Below are 16,727 nucleotides of genomic sequence, written 5' to 3'. Positions count from 1 at the left end.
GCTACGCGAAAACCTCCGCTTCCAATACGGCCCCCTCTGGCGCCACAAGGTCCGTCTGCTGCTCATCGTCGGCGAGCCCACCCAGATCGCCGCCATCGCCCCGGAGCTGGCGAAAAAGAAATGGCTCGAAGGCGAACGCACCGTGCTGCTATGGGGCGGCAGCGTCCAGGAAGAATTGCAAACCCCACTGTTGAACCCATGGCTCACCCTACGCCGTTGGCGGGCGCTGGATGGGGTGGTCTGGGCGCTGGACAAACCGCAAAGCACCGATGCGGTGACGCTGGCCAAGGGCATGCGGCACTTGCAGGGGCTGGCTCGGCGGCTACGCCGACGGTTGCCGTTGCACTTGTGGCAGGTGTGCGAGAGCGGCTGGTCCCAGGACGGGCGCGAGAGCCAGCCGGTGGGTTGTCTGTTGCCGGCCAAGGTGACGCCGTCGCTGTTGGAGGCGTGCCTGGAGGATCTGGTCGAGCCGTTGCGTTGCCAGGGCTTTGCCCAGATGAAGATCAAGAAGCGGATGCACCACGATTTCCTGCTGCGCCTGTCCCGAGATTTGCAGGCCGAGGGCATTGCCCGTTGGCGGCAGGCGCTGGCGCCGTCGTTGAGTGGGTTCAACCCGGGGGTGATGCTGCGAGGGTTGTGGTTCAGCCTGCCACTGCGCGTGACGCAAAGCGCTGACGGCGAGCATTTCTGGTGGCCGGACCCGGCGTGGCACGGCGTGCAGCGCGACAAGGCCGTCGGCGCGCGGTTGGGGTGGGGCGCGCCGCGAGTCGTCTATGGGCTGTTCATGGGCCTGGCGCTGGTGTGGGGCGCGGGGATGGCGCTGTCCTTTGTGAGCAATCGGGCGCAGATCGTCGAGGCGCAGGCCTTGTCGACGGCGTTGCAACAGTCATCCACCCAAGAGGAGCAACTGTTGGCGCTCGAAGCGCTCGTCCATGTGCTGGCTCGCCTGGATCACCGTGTCGTGTCCGGTGCGCCGTGGTACCAGCGCTTTGGCTTGAACCGCAATGAAACCTTGCTCGAACTGTTGTGGCCCCGGTATGTCGAGGCCAATAACCGCCTGGTGCGCGACCCGGCGGCGGCGAGGTTGCGCGGGCAACTGGAGGCGCTGGTCAAGCTGGCGCCGGGCAGCCCCGAGCGCGTTGAGCGCACGCGTATGGCCTACGATCAGCTCAAGGCTTACCTGATGATGGCGCGCCCGGACAAAGCCGAGGCGCCCTTGTTGGTCAAGACCCTGGGCCACGCCGAACCCACGCGTGACGGAATTTCGTCAGGGCTCTGGCAGACCCTCGCACCGAACCTGTGGCAGTTCTACGCCGAGCAACTGGCCGCGCACCCGGACTGGCGCATCGAGGCCGACCCGCGGTTGGTGGCGCAGGTGCGCCAGGTGCTGCTCGACCAATTGGGCCAACGCAACGCCGAGGCCAGCCTGTATCAACGGGTGCTGGACGACGCCACCCAGCACTATCCAGCCCTGGGCCTGCAACAGATGGTGGGCGACACCAAAGCCGCTGGGTTGTTTTCCAGCAAGGCCAGCGTGCCGGGAGTGTTCACGCGCCAGGCCTGGGAGGGCCAGGTGCGCCAGGCCATCGATGACATCACCCAGGCGCGCCGCGAAGAAATCGATTGGGTGCTCAGTGATCGCCCCGGTGACATCGATGTGCGCTTGACGCCCGGCGAGCTCAAGGCGCGCCTGACCGAACGTTATTTCAAGGACTACGCGGGCGCCTGGCTGGTGTTTCTCAACAGCCTGCGGGGCAATCAACCCAAAAGCCTGGAACAGGTCATCGACCAGTTGACGCTGATGAGCGACGTGCGCCAATCGCCGTTGCTCGCGTTGATCAATACCCTGGCCTATCAAGGGCAAGCGGGCACCCGCGTCCCGGCCCTGGGCGACTCGCTGATGAGGTCCGCGCACAAGCTCATCGGCCCGGACAAGGCCCCGCCCATAGACCCGCTGGCCGACCTGCCGAGCGGCCCGCTGGATCCGACGTTCGGCCCGTTGTTGGCCTTGCTGGGCAAGGGTGGCGCTGACCATTTGAGCCTCCAGGCCTACCTCACCCAAGTGACCCGCGTGCGCCTGAAACTGCAACAGATCAACACGGCCAGCGACCCCATGGAAATGACCCAGGCCCTGGCGCAGACGGTGTTCCAGGGCCGGGGCATCGACCTCACCGATACCCAGTCCTATGGCCGTCTGATGGCCGCCAGCCTCGGTGCGCAATGGGGCGGCGTGGGCGAAACGCTGTTCGTGCAACCGCTGGAACAGGCCTGGCAGCGAGTGCTGCAACCGTCGGCGGCGGGCCTCAACAGCCAATGGCGGCGTTCGATCGTCGAGCATTGGAACGCGGCCTTTACCGGGCGTTATCCCTTCGCCGCGACGGCCAGCGATGCTTCGTTGCCGATGCTGGGGCAAATGATCCGCGCCGACACGGGGCGCATCGAACGTTTTCTCCACAGCCAGTTGAGCGGCGTGTTGCGCAAGGAAGGCAACCGCTGGGTGGCCGATCCCCGCCACGGTCGCGGTTTGCGCGTCAATCCCCAATTCCTGGAGGCGGTCAATCAACTGAGCGATCTGGCCGACGTGCTCTACACCGACGGCGGCCTGGGCTTGAGTTTTGAACTGAGCGGCAAAGGCGTGCGCGATGTGGTGCAAACCACCTTCATCCTCAACGGAGAGAAACACCACTACTTCAACCAGAAGGAGCGCTGGCAGCGCTTCGGCTGGCCGGGACGCAGCGACTACCCCGGCGTCAGCCTGACGTGGACCAGCGTCCACACCGGCGAACGGTTGTTCGCCGACTACGCCGGCGCCTGGGGGCTGATCCGCTTGCTGGAACAGGCCACGTTCACCGCGCTGGACGATGGCGACAGCCGCTACCGCATGGTGCTCAAGGCGCCCGATGGCCTGGGCCTGACGTGGCACCTGCGCACCGAACTGGATGCCGGACCGATGGCGCTTTTGAAGTTGCGAGGGTTTACGTTGCCGGGGCGGATATTTTTGGATGGGCGCGGGGCGGCGGAAGGATAGATCTACATCGCGCAGACGACCCGATTGCGTCCGCTGGCCTTGGCCTGGTAAAGCGCCTTGTCGGCGGCGAACAGCAATTCTTCCAACTCGCTGTAAGGCCCCTGGACCCAGGTGGCGATGCCGATACTGACGGTCATGGGCATCTCGCCAGGCATCTGTTCCACGGCCTCGCGAATGTTCTGCGCCGTCGTGAATGCCCCGGCCGTCGTGGTTTCCGGCAGTACCACCGAGAATTCCTCGCCACCGTAACGCGCCGCCAGGTCAGCGGGGCGACGGACATGCTCGCCAATCAACTGAGCCAGGCTTCGCAACGCCTCGTCACCGCGTTGATGGCCGAGGCGATCGTTGAATGTCTTGAAGTGGTCCGCGTCGATCATCAGGACTGACAACGGCTGGCCGGAACGTTGGGCGCGCAACCATTCCAGTTGCAGCATGTGGTCCAGGGTTCGACGATTGGCCAGGCCGGTCAGCGGATCGACAGACGCCAACTGGGCCAGCTCCCATTCGGCGTTGCGGCGGCGTTTCAATTCCCGGCGCAGCAGCCAGGTGAGCCAGAGCAGGCTGATGCACAGCGCGCCAGTGGCGCCACTGACCAGAAGCGCCGTGCGTTGCCACGAGGCGAAGACTTCTTGGGAAGAGAGCGCGACCACCACGATCAGCGGCAAGTCACCCACCTGGGAAAAGGTATACAGACGCTGGGTCTGGTCAACGCTGGATAGGCCTGTGAAGCTGCCGTCGCCTTCGCGCAGGATGCGTACGAAGTTTGGCCGTTTGCTGAAATCCTTGCCGATCACGTCTTCGGCCAACTGCGGTTCTTGCGCCAGCAGGATACCGTCGCGGCTGACCAGGTTGACCGTCCCGCCGTGACCGATGTTCAGGCTCTTGAACAGTTGGTTGAAGTAATTCAAGCGCATCGCGGCTTCGGCCACGCCCATGAACTCGCCACGTTCGTCGTTCAAGCGATAACTGAAGCTGATGCGCCAGTCGTGGGGTTCGCTACGGGCGCGGAAGGGCCGGCTGATCATCATGCCCGGGCGTGGATCCTGGAGATGAGACTGGAAATACTCCCGGTCGGCGTAATTACCTTTGCGTGGCTGGATCGAGGCGGAATCGGCGATCACATCACCACGCTTGTCGAGCAGCAGTATGTCGCCTTTATAAGGCGCGGCGGTGGCGCGGTCGAAGAGGGCGAGATGACGGATCGTGGGTGATACATCATTCAGGTCGTCGCGCTTTGCGGCAGCGACAAGACCTTGCAATGACAAGTCATAGAGTTCGACATTGCGCAGCACGTCGGCGTCGATCAGTTGCACGATGTTGCTCGCCGCACGGGTCGCGGCCTGCTGGGCGCTGGCGTGTTCACGGATCAGCAGGAACGTCACGATACTCAGGATGGCAATCACAGCCAGCGAGCTGGCCAAGACGAGTACCCGTTCCGAACGTATTGGAAGTTGGATATTGGCGGGTGTTGCAGTGCTCGCGCTCATGATTCCGATCTGCATTGTCATATGGCTGGGATCCTTCCCATAGGCTGCTCATCCACAGCCGCGGATGACTGGCATCAAACAATGCTGGCCTTTTGCAAGATTGTGCTTGTGACACCGGAATTGAGCAATCCACATCGTGGCTTATTTCAAGCCGGCAAACGGATCCCGAAGGTGTTTGCGCCCCGCTCGCTGTGTACGAAAACGTCGCCGCCATGCATCAGCGCAATGGCCTTGACGATGGCCAGGCCCAATCCATGGTTGGCGCCGCTGTTGCTGCGGGAGGCGTCGACGCGATAGAAGCGCTCGAACAGGCGCGGCAAGTGCTCTCCATCGATGGGCGCGCCGGGGTTGGTGACGGCGAGGGTGATCTGATCGCCGATGGCTTCGATGCGCACGGCGATCACCTGGCCGGGCGCGGTGTGCTGGACGGCGTTGCTGAGCAGGTTGATCAAGGCCCTTCGCAGGTGGGCGATTTCGATGGTGGCCTGGGCGTCGCCACTGACGTGAACCTCGACCTGGGCGTCTTCCAGGATGAAGTCCAGGTAGTCGAGGGTGGTTGCCACTTCGTCGGCCAGGGAGGTCGTGATCAGCTTGGTGGCCTTGCTGCCCTGGTCAGCACTGGCCAGGAACAGCATGTCGTTGATGATGGAGCGCAAGCGTTCCAGCTCTTCGAGGTTCGATTGCAGCACTTCGAAGTAATGCTCCGCCGAGCGCCCTCGGGTCAGCGCCACTTGCGTCTGGCCGATCAGGTTGGTCAACGGCGAACGCAGTTCATGGGCAACGTCGGCGTTGAATGATTCCAGCCGGGAGTAAGCCTGCTCGACCCGGTCGAGAGTGGCATTGAACGAGCTGACGAACTGGCCGAGCTCCGGTGGCAATGGAGACAATCGAAGCCGCCCGCAAAGGCGCGGTGGCGCCAGGCGTTGGGCTTCGTCCGATAACTTGATGAGCGGCTTGAGCCCGATGCGCGCCACCCAATAACCCAGCAACGAGGCCAGCAGCACACCGATACAGGCCAGGCTCACCAGGGCCACCAGCAGGTGGTGTTGGGTCTGGTAGAACGTCTCGGTATCGATGCCGATCATGAATCGCAGGGGAGGGCGCTGGTCCTTGGCGGGGAACTGGCTCACCAGGACTTTCATTGGATAGTGCCGGTCGGGCAACATCAGGTCATGCTTGCCCAAGGGGCCCTGGGCGACGGCGCGAATCCGAGGATCGGGGCTGCCATATTCAAAGCGCGGGTCGCCGCTGACGATCCAGAAATGGATGCGCTTGTCTTCCTCCCCCAGTAACCGCAGCTTGTTGTTGATCTTCACCCAATGCTCGGGCGTGCCATACCGACCCACGGTGGATTCAAGCACGCTGTAGCGGGCGTCGAGCTCCGCTTCCGGCAGCAGGCCCAGGCCTTTGTCGACCTGCTGGTACAGTGCACCGCCAATCAACAGGAACACCAGCGCCGCCACCAGCGTGAAGAGGCCGCTCAGGCGCAGCGCGATGCTGTTACTCACCTCGATTCTCCAGCACATACCCCATCCCACGGATGGTGTGCAGAAGCTTGTGCTCGAAAGGACCGTCCAGCTTGGCCCGCAGGCGCTTGATCGCAACTTCCACCACGTTGGCGTCGCTGTCGAAGTTGATGTCCCAGACCATCTCGGCAATGGCGGTCTTCGAAAGGATTTCGCCCTGGCGACGGGCGAGGACGCTGAGCAGCGAAAACTCCTTGGCGGTGAGGTCCAGGCGCTGCCCGGCCCGGGTAGCCTTGCGGCTGATCAGGTCGATCCACAAATCGGCGATGCTCACCTGCACCGGCTCGTGGGCGCTGCTGCGGCGGGTCAGCGCTTGCAGGCGCGCCACCAGTTCGAGGAAGGAAAACGGTTTGCCCAAGTAATCGTCGGCCCCGTCGCGCAGGCCCTTGATACGGTCCTCCACCCGTTCGCGGGCGGTGAGCATGATGACCGGTGTCTGCTTGCGGGCGCGCAGCGCACGCAGCACGCCAAAACCGTCCAGGCCTGGCAGCATGACGTCGAGCACGATCACTGCGTAATCGCTTTCCAGGGCCAAGTGCAGCCCTTCGACGCCATCGCGCGCCACGTCCACGATGTAGCCTTGTTCGGTCAGGCCGCGGTGCAGGTAGTCGGCGGTTTTTTCTTCGTCTTCGATGATCAGAACGCGCATGGCCCGGCCTCAGTCTGTATTCGCCAGCGCCGCCGTCGGCGCAGGGCCGTTTCGAGGGGCGGGTCGATGTAACAGTCGTTCAAGCCACAAGTATATGACCGGTGTGGTGAACAACGTCAGCGCCTGGCTCACCAGCAAGCCACCGACCACGGCAATGCCCAACGGCTGGCGCAGCTCTGCGCCGGCGCCATAGCCGAGCATCAGCGGCAGCGCACCGAGCAGCGCGGCGAGGGTGGTCATGATGATGGGACGGAACCGTGTCATACAGGCCTGGAAGATCGCATCCTGGGGCGTCATCCCGCCGTTTCGCTGGGCGTCGATGGCGAAGTCGATCATCAGGATCCCGTTCTTCTTGACGATCCCGATCAGCAGCACCAGCCCAATCAACGCCATGATCGAGAAATCCTGACCCAGCAGCCAAAGCATGATCAGCGCGCCAAGGCCGGCCGAGGGCAGCGTGGAGATAATGGTCAACGGATGCACGAAACTCTCGTAGAGCACGCCGAGGATGATATAGACGGCCACCAGGGCGGCGAGGATCAGCCATGGCTGGCTTTTCAGCGAACTCTGGAAGGCTTGGGCCGCACCCTGGAAATTGCCGGTGATGGCCGCAGGCATGCCGATTTCGTTCTTCGCCTGGTCGAGCAGCCGCACCGCATCCCCCAATGCCACGCCTGGTGCCAGGTTGAACGACAGGTTGGCGGCCGGGAACATGCCATCGTGGGCAATCGACAACGGGCCGTTGGTCGGAGCGTCGAAGCGGGCGAGGGCGGAGAGCGGCACCATCTCCCCGGTCAGGGGCGAGCGCAGGTAGAAATACGCCAGGCTTTCGGCTTTGCCACGCTGTTGTGTGTCGAGTTCGAGAATCACGTTGTACTGGTTGGTCTCGGTCTGGAACTCGTTGATCTGCCGCTGGCCGAACGCGTCATACAGCGCCTGGTCGACATCCGTGGCGGTGAGGCCGAAGCGCGACGCTGCACTGCGGTCGATGTTGATGTGGGTGATGCTGCCGCCCAGTTGCAGGTCATTGGAGATGTCGCGGAACGCCGGAATGCTGCGTAGCTTGTCGGTGAGTTTCTGCGTCCAGGCATTGAGGGTCGGCCCGTCGTTGCTCTTGAGCACGTACTGATACTGGGCTCGACTGGGGCCGGAACTGAGGTTGATGTCCTGCCCGGCCCGCAGGTACAGCACCACGCCGGGAATCTTCAGCAACTTGGGTCGGATCCGATCGATGAAGCCGCTGGCTGATACATCGCGCTCGCCCCGAGGCTTCAGGGCGATCCAGAAACGGCCGTTGGCGATGGTCTGGTTGTTGCCCGAGACACCGACGGAGTGAGAGAAGGTCTGCACCGCCGGGTCGGCGGCAACGATCTCGGCCAGGGCCTTGTGCTTGGCCACCATGTCCGGGAATGAGATGTCGGCGGCGGCTTCGCTGGTGCCGAGCACCAGGCCCGTGTCCTGTACCGGAAAGAAGCCCTTGGGGATGAACACGTAGCCCACCACCGCCAGCGCCAGGGTCAGGCCGAACACACCGATCATCAGCTTCTGGTGAGCCAGGGCCCGGCGCAGGCCTCGTTCATACCAGCCCAGCAGGCGTTCGCCGAAGCCCGGTTGGGCGTGAGCGGGGTGCTTTGGCGCGCGCATGAACAAGGCGGCCAGGGTCGGCGCCAGGGTCAAGGACACCACCACCGAAATCAGGATGGTCGAGGTAGCCGTCAAGGCAAACTCCTTGAACAGGCGCCCGACCACGCCGCCCATGAACAAGAGCGGAATGAATGCCGCCACCAGCGAGAAGCTGATGGACACCACGGTGAAGCCGATTTCCCCGGCGCCCTTGATGGCCGCCTCGCGCATGCCCCTGCCGGCTTCCAGGTGCCGGTGGATGTTCTCCACCACCACGATGGCATCGTCCACCACGAATCCCACCGAGATGACAATCGCCACCAGGGTCAGGTTGTTCAGGCTGAAGCCCATCACGTACATCAGGGCGAAACTGGCGATCAACGACACCCCGAGCACCGCCGAGACGATCAGGGTCGCCGAGAGCTGGCGCAGGAACAGCGCCATCACCGCCACCACCAGCAGCACCGCGATGAGCAGGGTGATTTCCACTTCATGCAACGAGGCGCGGATGGTCTGGGTGCGATCGATCATGACCTTGACCTGCACTGCGGCGGGGAGCATGGCCTCCAGGGTGGGCAGCGCCGCCTGGATGCGGTCGACGGTCTCGACGATGTTCGCCCCCGGTTGGCGGAAGATGACCAGGTTGACCCCGGGCTGATCCTCGGACCAGGCCTGGACGTAGGCATTTTCCGAACCGTTGACGACTTTGGCGATGTCGTTGAGATGAACCGGCGCCCCGTCCCGGTAGGCCACGATCAGCTCACCGTATTCCTCGGGCTTGAACAACTGATCGTTCGTGGACAGCGTAGAGATGCTCGACTCGCCGTACAGCGCACCCTTGGCCAGGTTGAGGCTGGCCTGCTGGAGGGATAGGCGAACGTCGGCCAAGGTCAGGCCGATGGCCGCGAGTCGGTCGGCCGAGGCCTGGACCCGGATCGCCGGGCGCTGCTGGCCGGTGATGTAGATTTGCCCGACGCCATCGATCTGGCTGATCTGGCGGGCGAGCAGGGTCTCGACGTAGTCACTCAGTTCGGTGCCGGGCATCAGGTTGGAGCTGATGCTGTAAATCAGCACCGGGCTGTCCGCCGGGTTGACCTTGCGCCAGGTCGGCAGGTTCGGCATGTCGTTGGGCAGCTTGCCAGCGGCGGTGTTGATGGCGGCCTGGACTTCCTGGGCGGCGGTGTCGATGCTCTTGTCGAGACTGAATTGCAGGGTCAGGTTGGTCGAGCCCAACGCGCTGCTGGAGGTCATTTGGGTAATGCCGGGGATGGCGCTGAATTGCACCTCCAGCGGGGTCGCCACCGACGAAGCCATGGTCTCGGGGCTGGCACCGGGCAGTTGCGCATTGACCTGGATGGTCGGGAATTCCGCTTCGGGCAAGGGCGCGACAGGCAAGCGAGGAAAGGCGATGAGCCCCAGCAGCACCAGGGCGAACGTCAACAGCACCGTGGCGATGGGATGGTCGATGCACCACGCCGATACCGAACCACGCCCCTTCATGGTTGCGCCTGCCCGGTCTTCGCCACGGCGGGCGGGTCGCCGATCACCTGGATGCTGGCGCCTGGCTTGAGCCGTGACTGGCCGTCGCTCACCAATTGGTCACCCGCGTTCACGCCGTTGATGATGTGCATGTCGCTGTCCTGGTAAACCATTTCAACCGGCACGCTCTCCACCTTGTCTCCGTTGACCCGGTAGACGAAAGGTTGCTCCAGCCCACGCTGAACGACGGTCGGCGGCACCACCAGCGCACCCTTGTCGACGGCGGTCTGGATTTTCAGCGTGACCAACTGCCCCGGCCACAACCGTTGTGCGGCGTTATTGAATTCGGCCTTGGCCCGCAGGGTTCCGGTGCTGGTATTGACCTGGTTGTCGATGAGGCTGAGTCGGCCTTCGCCGAGCAATTGCCCGGTGGCCCCGTCGGCGCCGATGTACGCCTTGACCAATGCCTGGTCCGGGGCAGCGATCAGTCGCTGCAGCGTCGGAAGCATCTGTTGCGGGAGGGAAAACTCCACGGCGATCGGGTCGATCTGGGTTACGGTGAACAACCCTTCGGTGTCGCTGGTGCGCAGGAAATTGCCTTCATCCACATTGCGAATGCCGACACGGCCAGTCACCGGCGAGCGGATTTGGGTGTAGGACAGTTGCACCTGCGCCGAGTCGATGGCCGCCTGGTTACCCTGGGCGGTGGCCTTGAGTTGGTTGACCAGCGCCTGTTGCTGGTCGTAGGTCTGCCTGGATACGCCATCATCGACACTCAGCACTTTGTAGCGCTTGAGGTTGACCTGGGCCACCGCCAGTTGTGCCTGGCTTTCGCCGAGTTGGGCGCGGGCCTGGTCGAGGCTGGCGCGGATGGAGCGGTCGTCGATGGTTGCCAGCAGATCGCCTTTCTTGACCAATTGTCCTTCCTTGACCAGCAGCTTGGTAAGGATGCCGTCGACCTGCGGACGGATCACCACGCTGTGCAGCGACAACACCGTGCCGATCCCACTGGCAAAGCGCGGCACGTCCTTTTCCACCACGGTCACGACCTTTACCGGTACGGCGCTGGCGGCACTGGGTTTGGTGGCGGCGGGTTTCATAGAGAACCACAGGACCAGTGCGCCCAAGGCGACCAACAGCGCGACGAGCAGGACGGTTTTTTTCTGAATGAGCATGGATGCGAAGAGCCGGTTCGGGACGGTGGGATTTCTATCTGTCTTATATAGCGTTGCGAGGCGGTCAGGAAGGTGACGGCTAGCTGTCAGGGCTGTCAGTTTCGTCCCGGTTTTCCGTCGGACGGAGCGCCGCCATGGAATCTGCTTCGTGGCACCGCGATTCCGGGCGGGTATACTGCTGCGTTTCGCGGCTCACCTAGCGAGCCCGGCATACCCGCCCGGAGCCTTACATGACTTCCCCGACACCATCGTCCGCGGACGAACGCTTGCAAGGCGAGCCGTCTGCCCAGACGGACAGCGATGTTTCCAGCGCTGAAGAAAAACCGGCGATCCCGGCGTTCAAGTTTCCCTTCAAGCCCGGCGAACTGGCGGCCGCCAAGGGGGCCGGGCAACAGCCTTGGTACAAGAATGGCGCAAAGAACGGCCATACCAAGACCCCCGGCGCCGCGCCTCCCGGTACGCGCCGCTCGATGGGCAAACGCTGATATTGTCCCCGGCGCCGGTCGCGGATTCAGTTCGCGACCCGTGGCCCCGTCAGGCTTCCACTCAATTCATAAGCCGTCAATTCGGCCTGGTGCGCCGCCAGAATCTCCGGCAACGATCCCCTCAGGTACTCGACCCACGTCTTGATCTTCGCATCCAGGTACTGGCGCGATGGGTAGATGGCGTAGAGGTTCAGTTCCTGGGAACGGTAGTTGGGCATGACCCGCACCAGCGTGCCGTTGCGCAGACCCTCGATGGCGGCATACACCGGCAGTACACCCACGCCCATGCCGCTGGTGATGGCGGTTTTCATGGCATCGGCGGAATTCACCAGGAACGGTGAATTGTTGACGGTGACCATTTCCTGGCCTTCCGGGCCGTCGAACACCCATTTCTCCAGCGGAATGACCGGACTGACCAGGCGCAGGCAGGCATGGTTGAGCAGGTCGGCGGGTTTCTGCGGGCAGCCGCTGGCCTTCACGTAGGCGGGCGATGCGCAGACGATGCTGTAGGTGATTCCCAGGCGCTGGGAGACGAAGCCTGAATCGGGCAGTTCGCTGGCGAGCACGATCGAGACGTCGTAGCCCTCGTCGAGGATGTCCGGCACCCGGTTGGCCAGGGTCAGGTCGAAGGTGACATCCGGATGGGTCTTGCGATATCGGGCGATGGCGTCGATCACGAAATGCTGGCCGATGCCGGTCATGGTGTGCACTTTCAATTGCCCGGCCGGACGCGCATGGGCGTCGCTGGCCTCCGCTTCCGCTTCTTCGACGTACGCCAGGATCTGCTCGCAACGCAGCAAGTAGCGCTTGCCGGCCTCGGTCAGGGCGATGCGTCGGGTGGTGCGATTGAGCAGGCGGGTTTGCAGATGGGCTTCCAGGTTGGAAACCGCACGCGAGACATTGGCCGTGGTGGTGTCGAGCTGCGCGGCGGCGGCGGTGAAGCTGCCGGCTTCGGCAACACAGCTGAACGCACGCATGTTTTGCAAGGTGTCCATGGAGGGCTCTCTTGGGAGGTGTCAAATTGTGACATGAAGTTACAGCGTGACGGGACCCGACTTATTGATTATCGCGTTTACGGTAACAAAGATTCACAGAAAGGTCGGCTTATCGCTATCGGGGGCGGTCCCTAGAATTGCTGCCAATGCAGAGCGATCTGGTGTCAAGGACCTGTGGGAGCGAGCTTGCTCGCGATGGCGTCTGGGCATTCACTTCAGTGTTGTATGCGAGGACCCCATCGCGAGCAAGCTCGCTCCCACAGGCCTTGCAGTCATCCGCAGACCGTCGTCAGCCCCTTCTTTTAGGAATATTGCGCCCGTGCCGCGTTGCATCAGCAGAGAGCTGAAGACTCTCAGTGTTTGGGTTTTGACGTTAACCATCAGTGGTTGCATCGGCACGGGAGCAATTGCGCCGCAAGGCAAGGCGTTATCGCCCGACCAATTGGCGACCGACGAGGCGATTCGCGAGGCTGCCCACGACGCTCATTGGCCCAACCGCCAGTGGTGGAAAGCCTATGGCGACCCGCAACTCGATCGTTGGATCGATTTGGCCGTGCCAGACAACCCGAGCCTGGCCATGGCCGCCGCGCGGGTCCGCCAGGCCAGGGCCATGGCCGGAGTCGCCGAGGCCGCCGAGTCACTGCAGATCAATGGCGAGTCCACACTCAAGCGCCACAACTGGCCCACCGACCAGTTCTACGGCCCTGGCGAACTGGCCGATACCACTACTTGGGACAATAACGCCGCCCTGGGGTTGAGCTACGCCCTGGACTTGTGGGGTCGCGAGCGCAATGCCAGCGAGCGGGCCGTCGACCTGGCCCATGTCAGCGTCGCCGAGGCGCGCCAGGCGCAGTTGGAATTGCAGAACAACATCGTGCGCGCCTATATCCAGTTATCGCTGCACTATGCCCAGCGCGACATCGTCGCTGCGACCCTAGGTCAGCAAGAGCAGATCCTCGAACTCGCACAGAAACGCCTGGATGGAGGCATCGGCACGCACTTCGAAGTCAGCCAGGCCCAAGGGCCATTGCCCGAAACCCATCGTCAACTCGACGCCCTCGACGAAGCCATCGCCTTGAGCCGCAATCAACTGGCCGCGCTGGCGGGAAAGGGACCGGGAGACGGTGCGCGCTTGCACCGTCCGACCCTGGCCTTGGGTGCTGCCTTGAAGCTGCCGTCCACGTTGCCCGCCGAACTGCTCGGCCAACGCCCGGATGTGGTTGCCGGACGCTGGCAAGTGGCAGCCCAGGCACGGGGTATCGATGTGGCCCGGGCCGGCTTTTACCCCAACGTCGATCTGGTAGGCAGCCTGGGCTACATGGCCACCGGCGGCGGGGCGCTGGAGTTTCTGACCGGCAAGAAACTCACCTACAACGTCGGCCCGGCGATCTCGTTGCCAATCTTCGACGGCGGTCGCCTGCGTTCGCAATTGGGCGAGGCGACCGCCGGCTACGATATTGCCGTGGCGCACTACAACCAGACGTTGGTGAACGCACTCAAGAGCATTTCCGACCAGTTGATCCGCCGCGAGTCGATGGACAAACAACAGGCTTTCGCCGCCGAGTCCGTTGCCGCGGCACAGCGCACCTATGACATTGCGCTGGTCGCGTTCCAGCGTGGGCTCACCGATTACCTCAACGTGCTCAATGCCCAAAGCCTGTTGTTCAAGCGACAACAGGTGCAACAACGGGTGGAGGCGGCGCGCCTGAGTGCCCATGCCGATCTGGTCACCGCGTTGGGCGGCGGGCTGGAGGCTGGCAGTGACATGCCTGTTGCAAGCAATGGCCCATGGCGAGGGAGCTTGCTCCCGCTGGGCTGCGAAGCGGCCCCGGTTTCCGCCCATGGGTGTTGCACACCCAAGCGCGAGCAAGCTCCCTCGCCACGATGCTGAGTGCTCCCTCCGTGACGTATTTACTCATGCTGTATCGCCTCGAATGGCGCCGTGGTTTCTTCGACTGGGCCCGCAGCGACGGCGTGACCTGGGTCTACATCTTCAAGGTCTTGCTGGCCGCGTTCCTCACGTTGTGGCTGGCGATGCGCCTGGAGCTGCCGCAGCCGCGCACGGCGATGATCACGGTGTTCATCGTCATGCAACCGCAGAGCGGGCAGGTGTTCGCCAAAAGTTTCTATCGCTTGCTCGGCACGTTGGCCGGCTCGGCGGTGATGGTTGCGTTGATCGCCTTGTTCGCCCAGCACACCGAGCTGTTCCTCGGGTGCCTGGCGATCTGGGTGGGCATCTGTTCGGCGGGGGCGGCGCGTTATCGCAACTTTCGCGCCTATGGTTTCGTGCTGGCCGGCTACACCGCGGCGATGATCGGCCTGCCGGCCCTGGCCCATCCCGAGGGTGCCTTCATGGCGGCGGTCTGGCGGGTGTTGGAAATTTCCCTGGGGATCCTCTGTTCCACCGCGGTCAGCGCCGCGATCCTGCCGCAAACCGCCAGTGCCGCCATGCGCAACGCGCTTTACCAGCGCTTTGGTGTGTTCGCCTTGTTCGTCACCGACGGCTTGCGCGGGCGCAGCCAACCCGAGGCATTCGAGGCGCGTAACGTCGGTTTCATCGCCGAAGCGGTGGGCCTGGAGGGCCTGCGCAGCGTGACGGTGTTCGAAGACCCGCACATGCGCCGGCGCAACGGCCGACTCAGTCGCTTGAACAGCGAATTCATGGGCATCACTACCCGATTCAACGCCTTGCACCAATTGCTCGAAAGATTGCGCACTGGCACGGCGGACTCGGTGGCGAGCGCCATCGAGCCCGGATTGCAAACCCTCGCCGAACTGCTCGATGGTTTCAGCGCACGGCCCTTGATTGATGCTGATGCGGCGCGCTTGGCGGCCGCGTTGGCAGACTACAAGGCCGACTTGCCGGCCCAGGTCCGTCGATTGCGCGCGCAGTTTTTGGAGACGGATCCCAGTGACGCGCAGCAGTTGGATTTTCATACCGCCTACGAGCTGTTATATCGGTTTGTCGAAGACCTGCACGGCTACGCCCAGACCCACGCATCCCTGGCCGACGACCGCCACGAACGCGAACGCTGGGACGAGCCCTTCGTGTCGCAGACCAACGGGTTGGCGGCAGCCGCTTCCGGTTTTCGCGCTGCGTTCATCCTCTTGGTGCTGGGCAGCTATTGGGTCGCCACCGCCTGGCCGAGCGGCGCGACCATGACGATGATTGCCGCTGCCACCGTCGGGCTGTCCGCCGCCACGCCGAACCCCAAGCGCATGGCGTTCCAGATGGCCTGCGGCACGTTGTTAGGGGCGCTGATCGGCTTCGTCGAAATGTTTTTCGTCTTTCCATTGATCGACGGTTTTCCCTTGCTCTGCGTGATGCTGACGCCAGTGATCGTCGTGGGCTCGTTCCTCAGTTCCCGCCCGCAATACGCCGGAGTCGGGCTGGGGTTGCTGATCTTTTTCTGCACCGGCTCGGTGCCGGACAACCTGACGGTCTACAACCCGTACACCTTCATCAACGATTACATTGCGATGATCCTCGGCATGCTCGTATGTGCCGCCGCCGGCGCGATTATCCTGCCGCCCAACAGCCGCTGGCTGTGGCGTCGGCTTGAACAGGACCTGCGCGAACAGGTGGTGTTCGCCATCAGCGGCAAGCTCAAGGGCTTGGCCTCGGGTTTCGAGAGCCGCAGCCGGGACTTGCTGCACCAAGCCTACGGACTGGCGGCGGGGCAACCCCGGGTGCAACGGGATTTGCTGCGCTGGATGTTCGTAGTGCTGGAAATCGGCCACGCCATCATCGAGTTGCGCAAGGAGCAGGCGACGCTACCGGTGCATCCGGCCTACGCCGAGAGCCAGCCATGGCGCCAGGCGATTCGGGGGATGGGGCGTGCGCTGGTGCGGCTATTCCGCCAGCCCGGCCAGAACAATCTGGAGCGTGCCCTGGTGGCGGTGGATCACGCCATCAGCCGCGTGCAGGCCACCGACGAACCTTTCGCCCCGCATTTCGACACCTCGGCCCTGCGCCGGGTGAAAAGCTACCTGCACTTCATCCGTACCTCTTTGCTCGACCCGCAATCGCCATTGGCCGGCCATGCCATGCCGCTTTCCCAGGAACCTGAACATGCCCCGTGAAATCGCCTTCCACGGCGTCTACATGCCCACCATGACCTTGATGTTCTTTATCGCCGCCGGCCTGGCCTGGGCGTTGGATCGGTTCCTGTCGGGGTTGGACCTGTACCGTTTTTTCTGGCACCCGGCGCTGCTGCGCCTGAGTCTGTTTACTTGTCTGTTCGGCGCGCTGGCGCTGACGGTCTACCGTTGAGATCGAT

General features: G+C 63.4%; 11 protein-coding genes. 5 read left to right on the top strand and 6 right to left on the bottom strand.

What is annotated here, in order from left to right; translation table 11 throughout:
• Positions 1 to 3,028, top strand: a 3,028-nt coding sequence (locus tag ACLK1G_RS10695) for an ImcF-related family protein (RefSeq protein WP_420765412.1), incomplete at its 5' end; no start/stop codon positions are given.
• 2 nt (positions 3,029 to 3,030) lie between these two features.
• Here the strand turns inward: ACLK1G_RS10695 and ACLK1G_RS10690 are convergent.
• The 5 genes from ACLK1G_RS10690 to ACLK1G_RS10670 all read right to left on the bottom strand — a co-directional run bounded on the left by ACLK1G_RS10690 (position 3,031) and on the right by ACLK1G_RS10670 (position 10,967).
• The gene (locus ACLK1G_RS10690; protein WP_420765418.1) at positions 3,031 to 4,515 is read right to left on the bottom strand and encodes a GGDEF domain-containing protein; all 1,485 of its coding nucleotides are present in this window, start codon (positions 4,513 to 4,515) and stop codon (positions 3,031 to 3,033) included.
• Between the two features lie 146 nt (positions 4,516 to 4,661).
• Positions 4,662 to 6,041 carry a heavy metal sensor histidine kinase gene (locus ACLK1G_RS10685; RefSeq protein ID WP_420765411.1) on the bottom strand — a complete coding sequence of 460 codons (1,380 nt, stop codon included), beginning with the start codon at positions 6,039 to 6,041 and terminating at the stop codon, positions 4,662 to 4,664.
• A complete protein-coding gene (locus ACLK1G_RS10680; protein ID WP_420765410.1) occupies positions 6,016 to 6,690 on the bottom strand; it encodes a heavy metal response regulator transcription factor in 675 nt (224 codons plus the stop codon). Before ACLK1G_RS10680 ends, ACLK1G_RS10685 begins: the two co-directional genes overlap by 26 nt.
• Positions 6,691 to 6,699: 9 nt before the next feature.
• Positions 6,700 to 9,813, bottom strand: coding sequence for a multidrug efflux RND transporter permease subunit (locus ACLK1G_RS10675; RefSeq protein ID WP_420765409.1), 3,114 nt, complete (start codon positions 9,811 to 9,813; stop codon positions 6,700 to 6,702).
• Positions 9,810 to 10,967 (bottom strand): efflux RND transporter periplasmic adaptor subunit, encoded by a 1,158-nt coding sequence (locus tag ACLK1G_RS10670; protein ID WP_420765408.1) that lies wholly within the window; start codon positions 10,965 to 10,967, stop codon positions 9,810 to 9,812. Before ACLK1G_RS10670 ends, ACLK1G_RS10675 begins: the two co-directional genes overlap by 4 nt.
• 230 nt (positions 10,968 to 11,197) lie before the next feature.
• Here ACLK1G_RS10670 and ACLK1G_RS10665 point away from each other — a divergent pair, with 230 nt between their 5' ends.
• The gene (locus tag ACLK1G_RS10665) at positions 11,198 to 11,452 is read left to right on the top strand and encodes a hypothetical protein (RefSeq protein ID WP_420765407.1); all 255 of its coding nucleotides are present in this window, start codon (positions 11,198 to 11,200) and stop codon (positions 11,450 to 11,452) included.
• Positions 11,453 to 11,478: 26 nt separating this feature from the next.
• On the opposite strand, the gene ACLK1G_RS10660 is transcribed toward ACLK1G_RS10665, so the two are convergent.
• Positions 11,479 to 12,447 (bottom strand): LysR family transcriptional regulator, encoded by a 969-nt coding sequence (locus ACLK1G_RS10660; RefSeq protein WP_420765406.1) that lies wholly within the window; start codon positions 12,445 to 12,447, stop codon positions 11,479 to 11,481.
• 319 nt (positions 12,448 to 12,766) lie between these two features.
• Between ACLK1G_RS10660 and ACLK1G_RS10655 the strand changes: the two genes are divergently transcribed.
• The 3 genes from ACLK1G_RS10655 to ACLK1G_RS10645 are packed head-to-tail and all read left to right on the top strand — an operon-like array spanning position 12,767 to position 16,720.
• A complete protein-coding gene (locus ACLK1G_RS10655; RefSeq protein ID WP_420765405.1) occupies positions 12,767 to 14,338 on the top strand; it encodes an efflux transporter outer membrane subunit in 1,572 nt (523 codons plus the stop codon).
• Positions 14,332 to 16,530 carry an FUSC family protein gene (locus ACLK1G_RS10650; RefSeq protein WP_420765404.1) on the top strand — a complete coding sequence of 733 codons (2,199 nt, stop codon included), beginning with the start codon at positions 14,332 to 14,334 and terminating at the stop codon, positions 16,528 to 16,530. Before ACLK1G_RS10655 ends, ACLK1G_RS10650 begins: the two co-directional genes overlap by 7 nt.
• On the top strand, positions 16,520 to 16,720 hold the full coding sequence (locus ACLK1G_RS10645; protein ID WP_003205331.1) for a DUF1656 domain-containing protein: 201 nt from the start codon (positions 16,520 to 16,522) through the stop codon (positions 16,718 to 16,720). Before ACLK1G_RS10650 ends, ACLK1G_RS10645 begins: the two co-directional genes overlap by 11 nt.
• Positions 16,721 to 16,727: the final 7 nt, after the last annotated feature.

This window comes from Pseudomonas algeriensis, from assembly GCF_048847255.1.
Taxonomy (GTDB): Bacteria; Pseudomonadota; Gammaproteobacteria; order Pseudomonadales; family Pseudomonadaceae; genus Aquipseudomonas.
The sequence above is the reverse complement of the archived record's forward strand: the minus strand, read 5'-3'. Positions and strand labels throughout refer to the sequence as shown.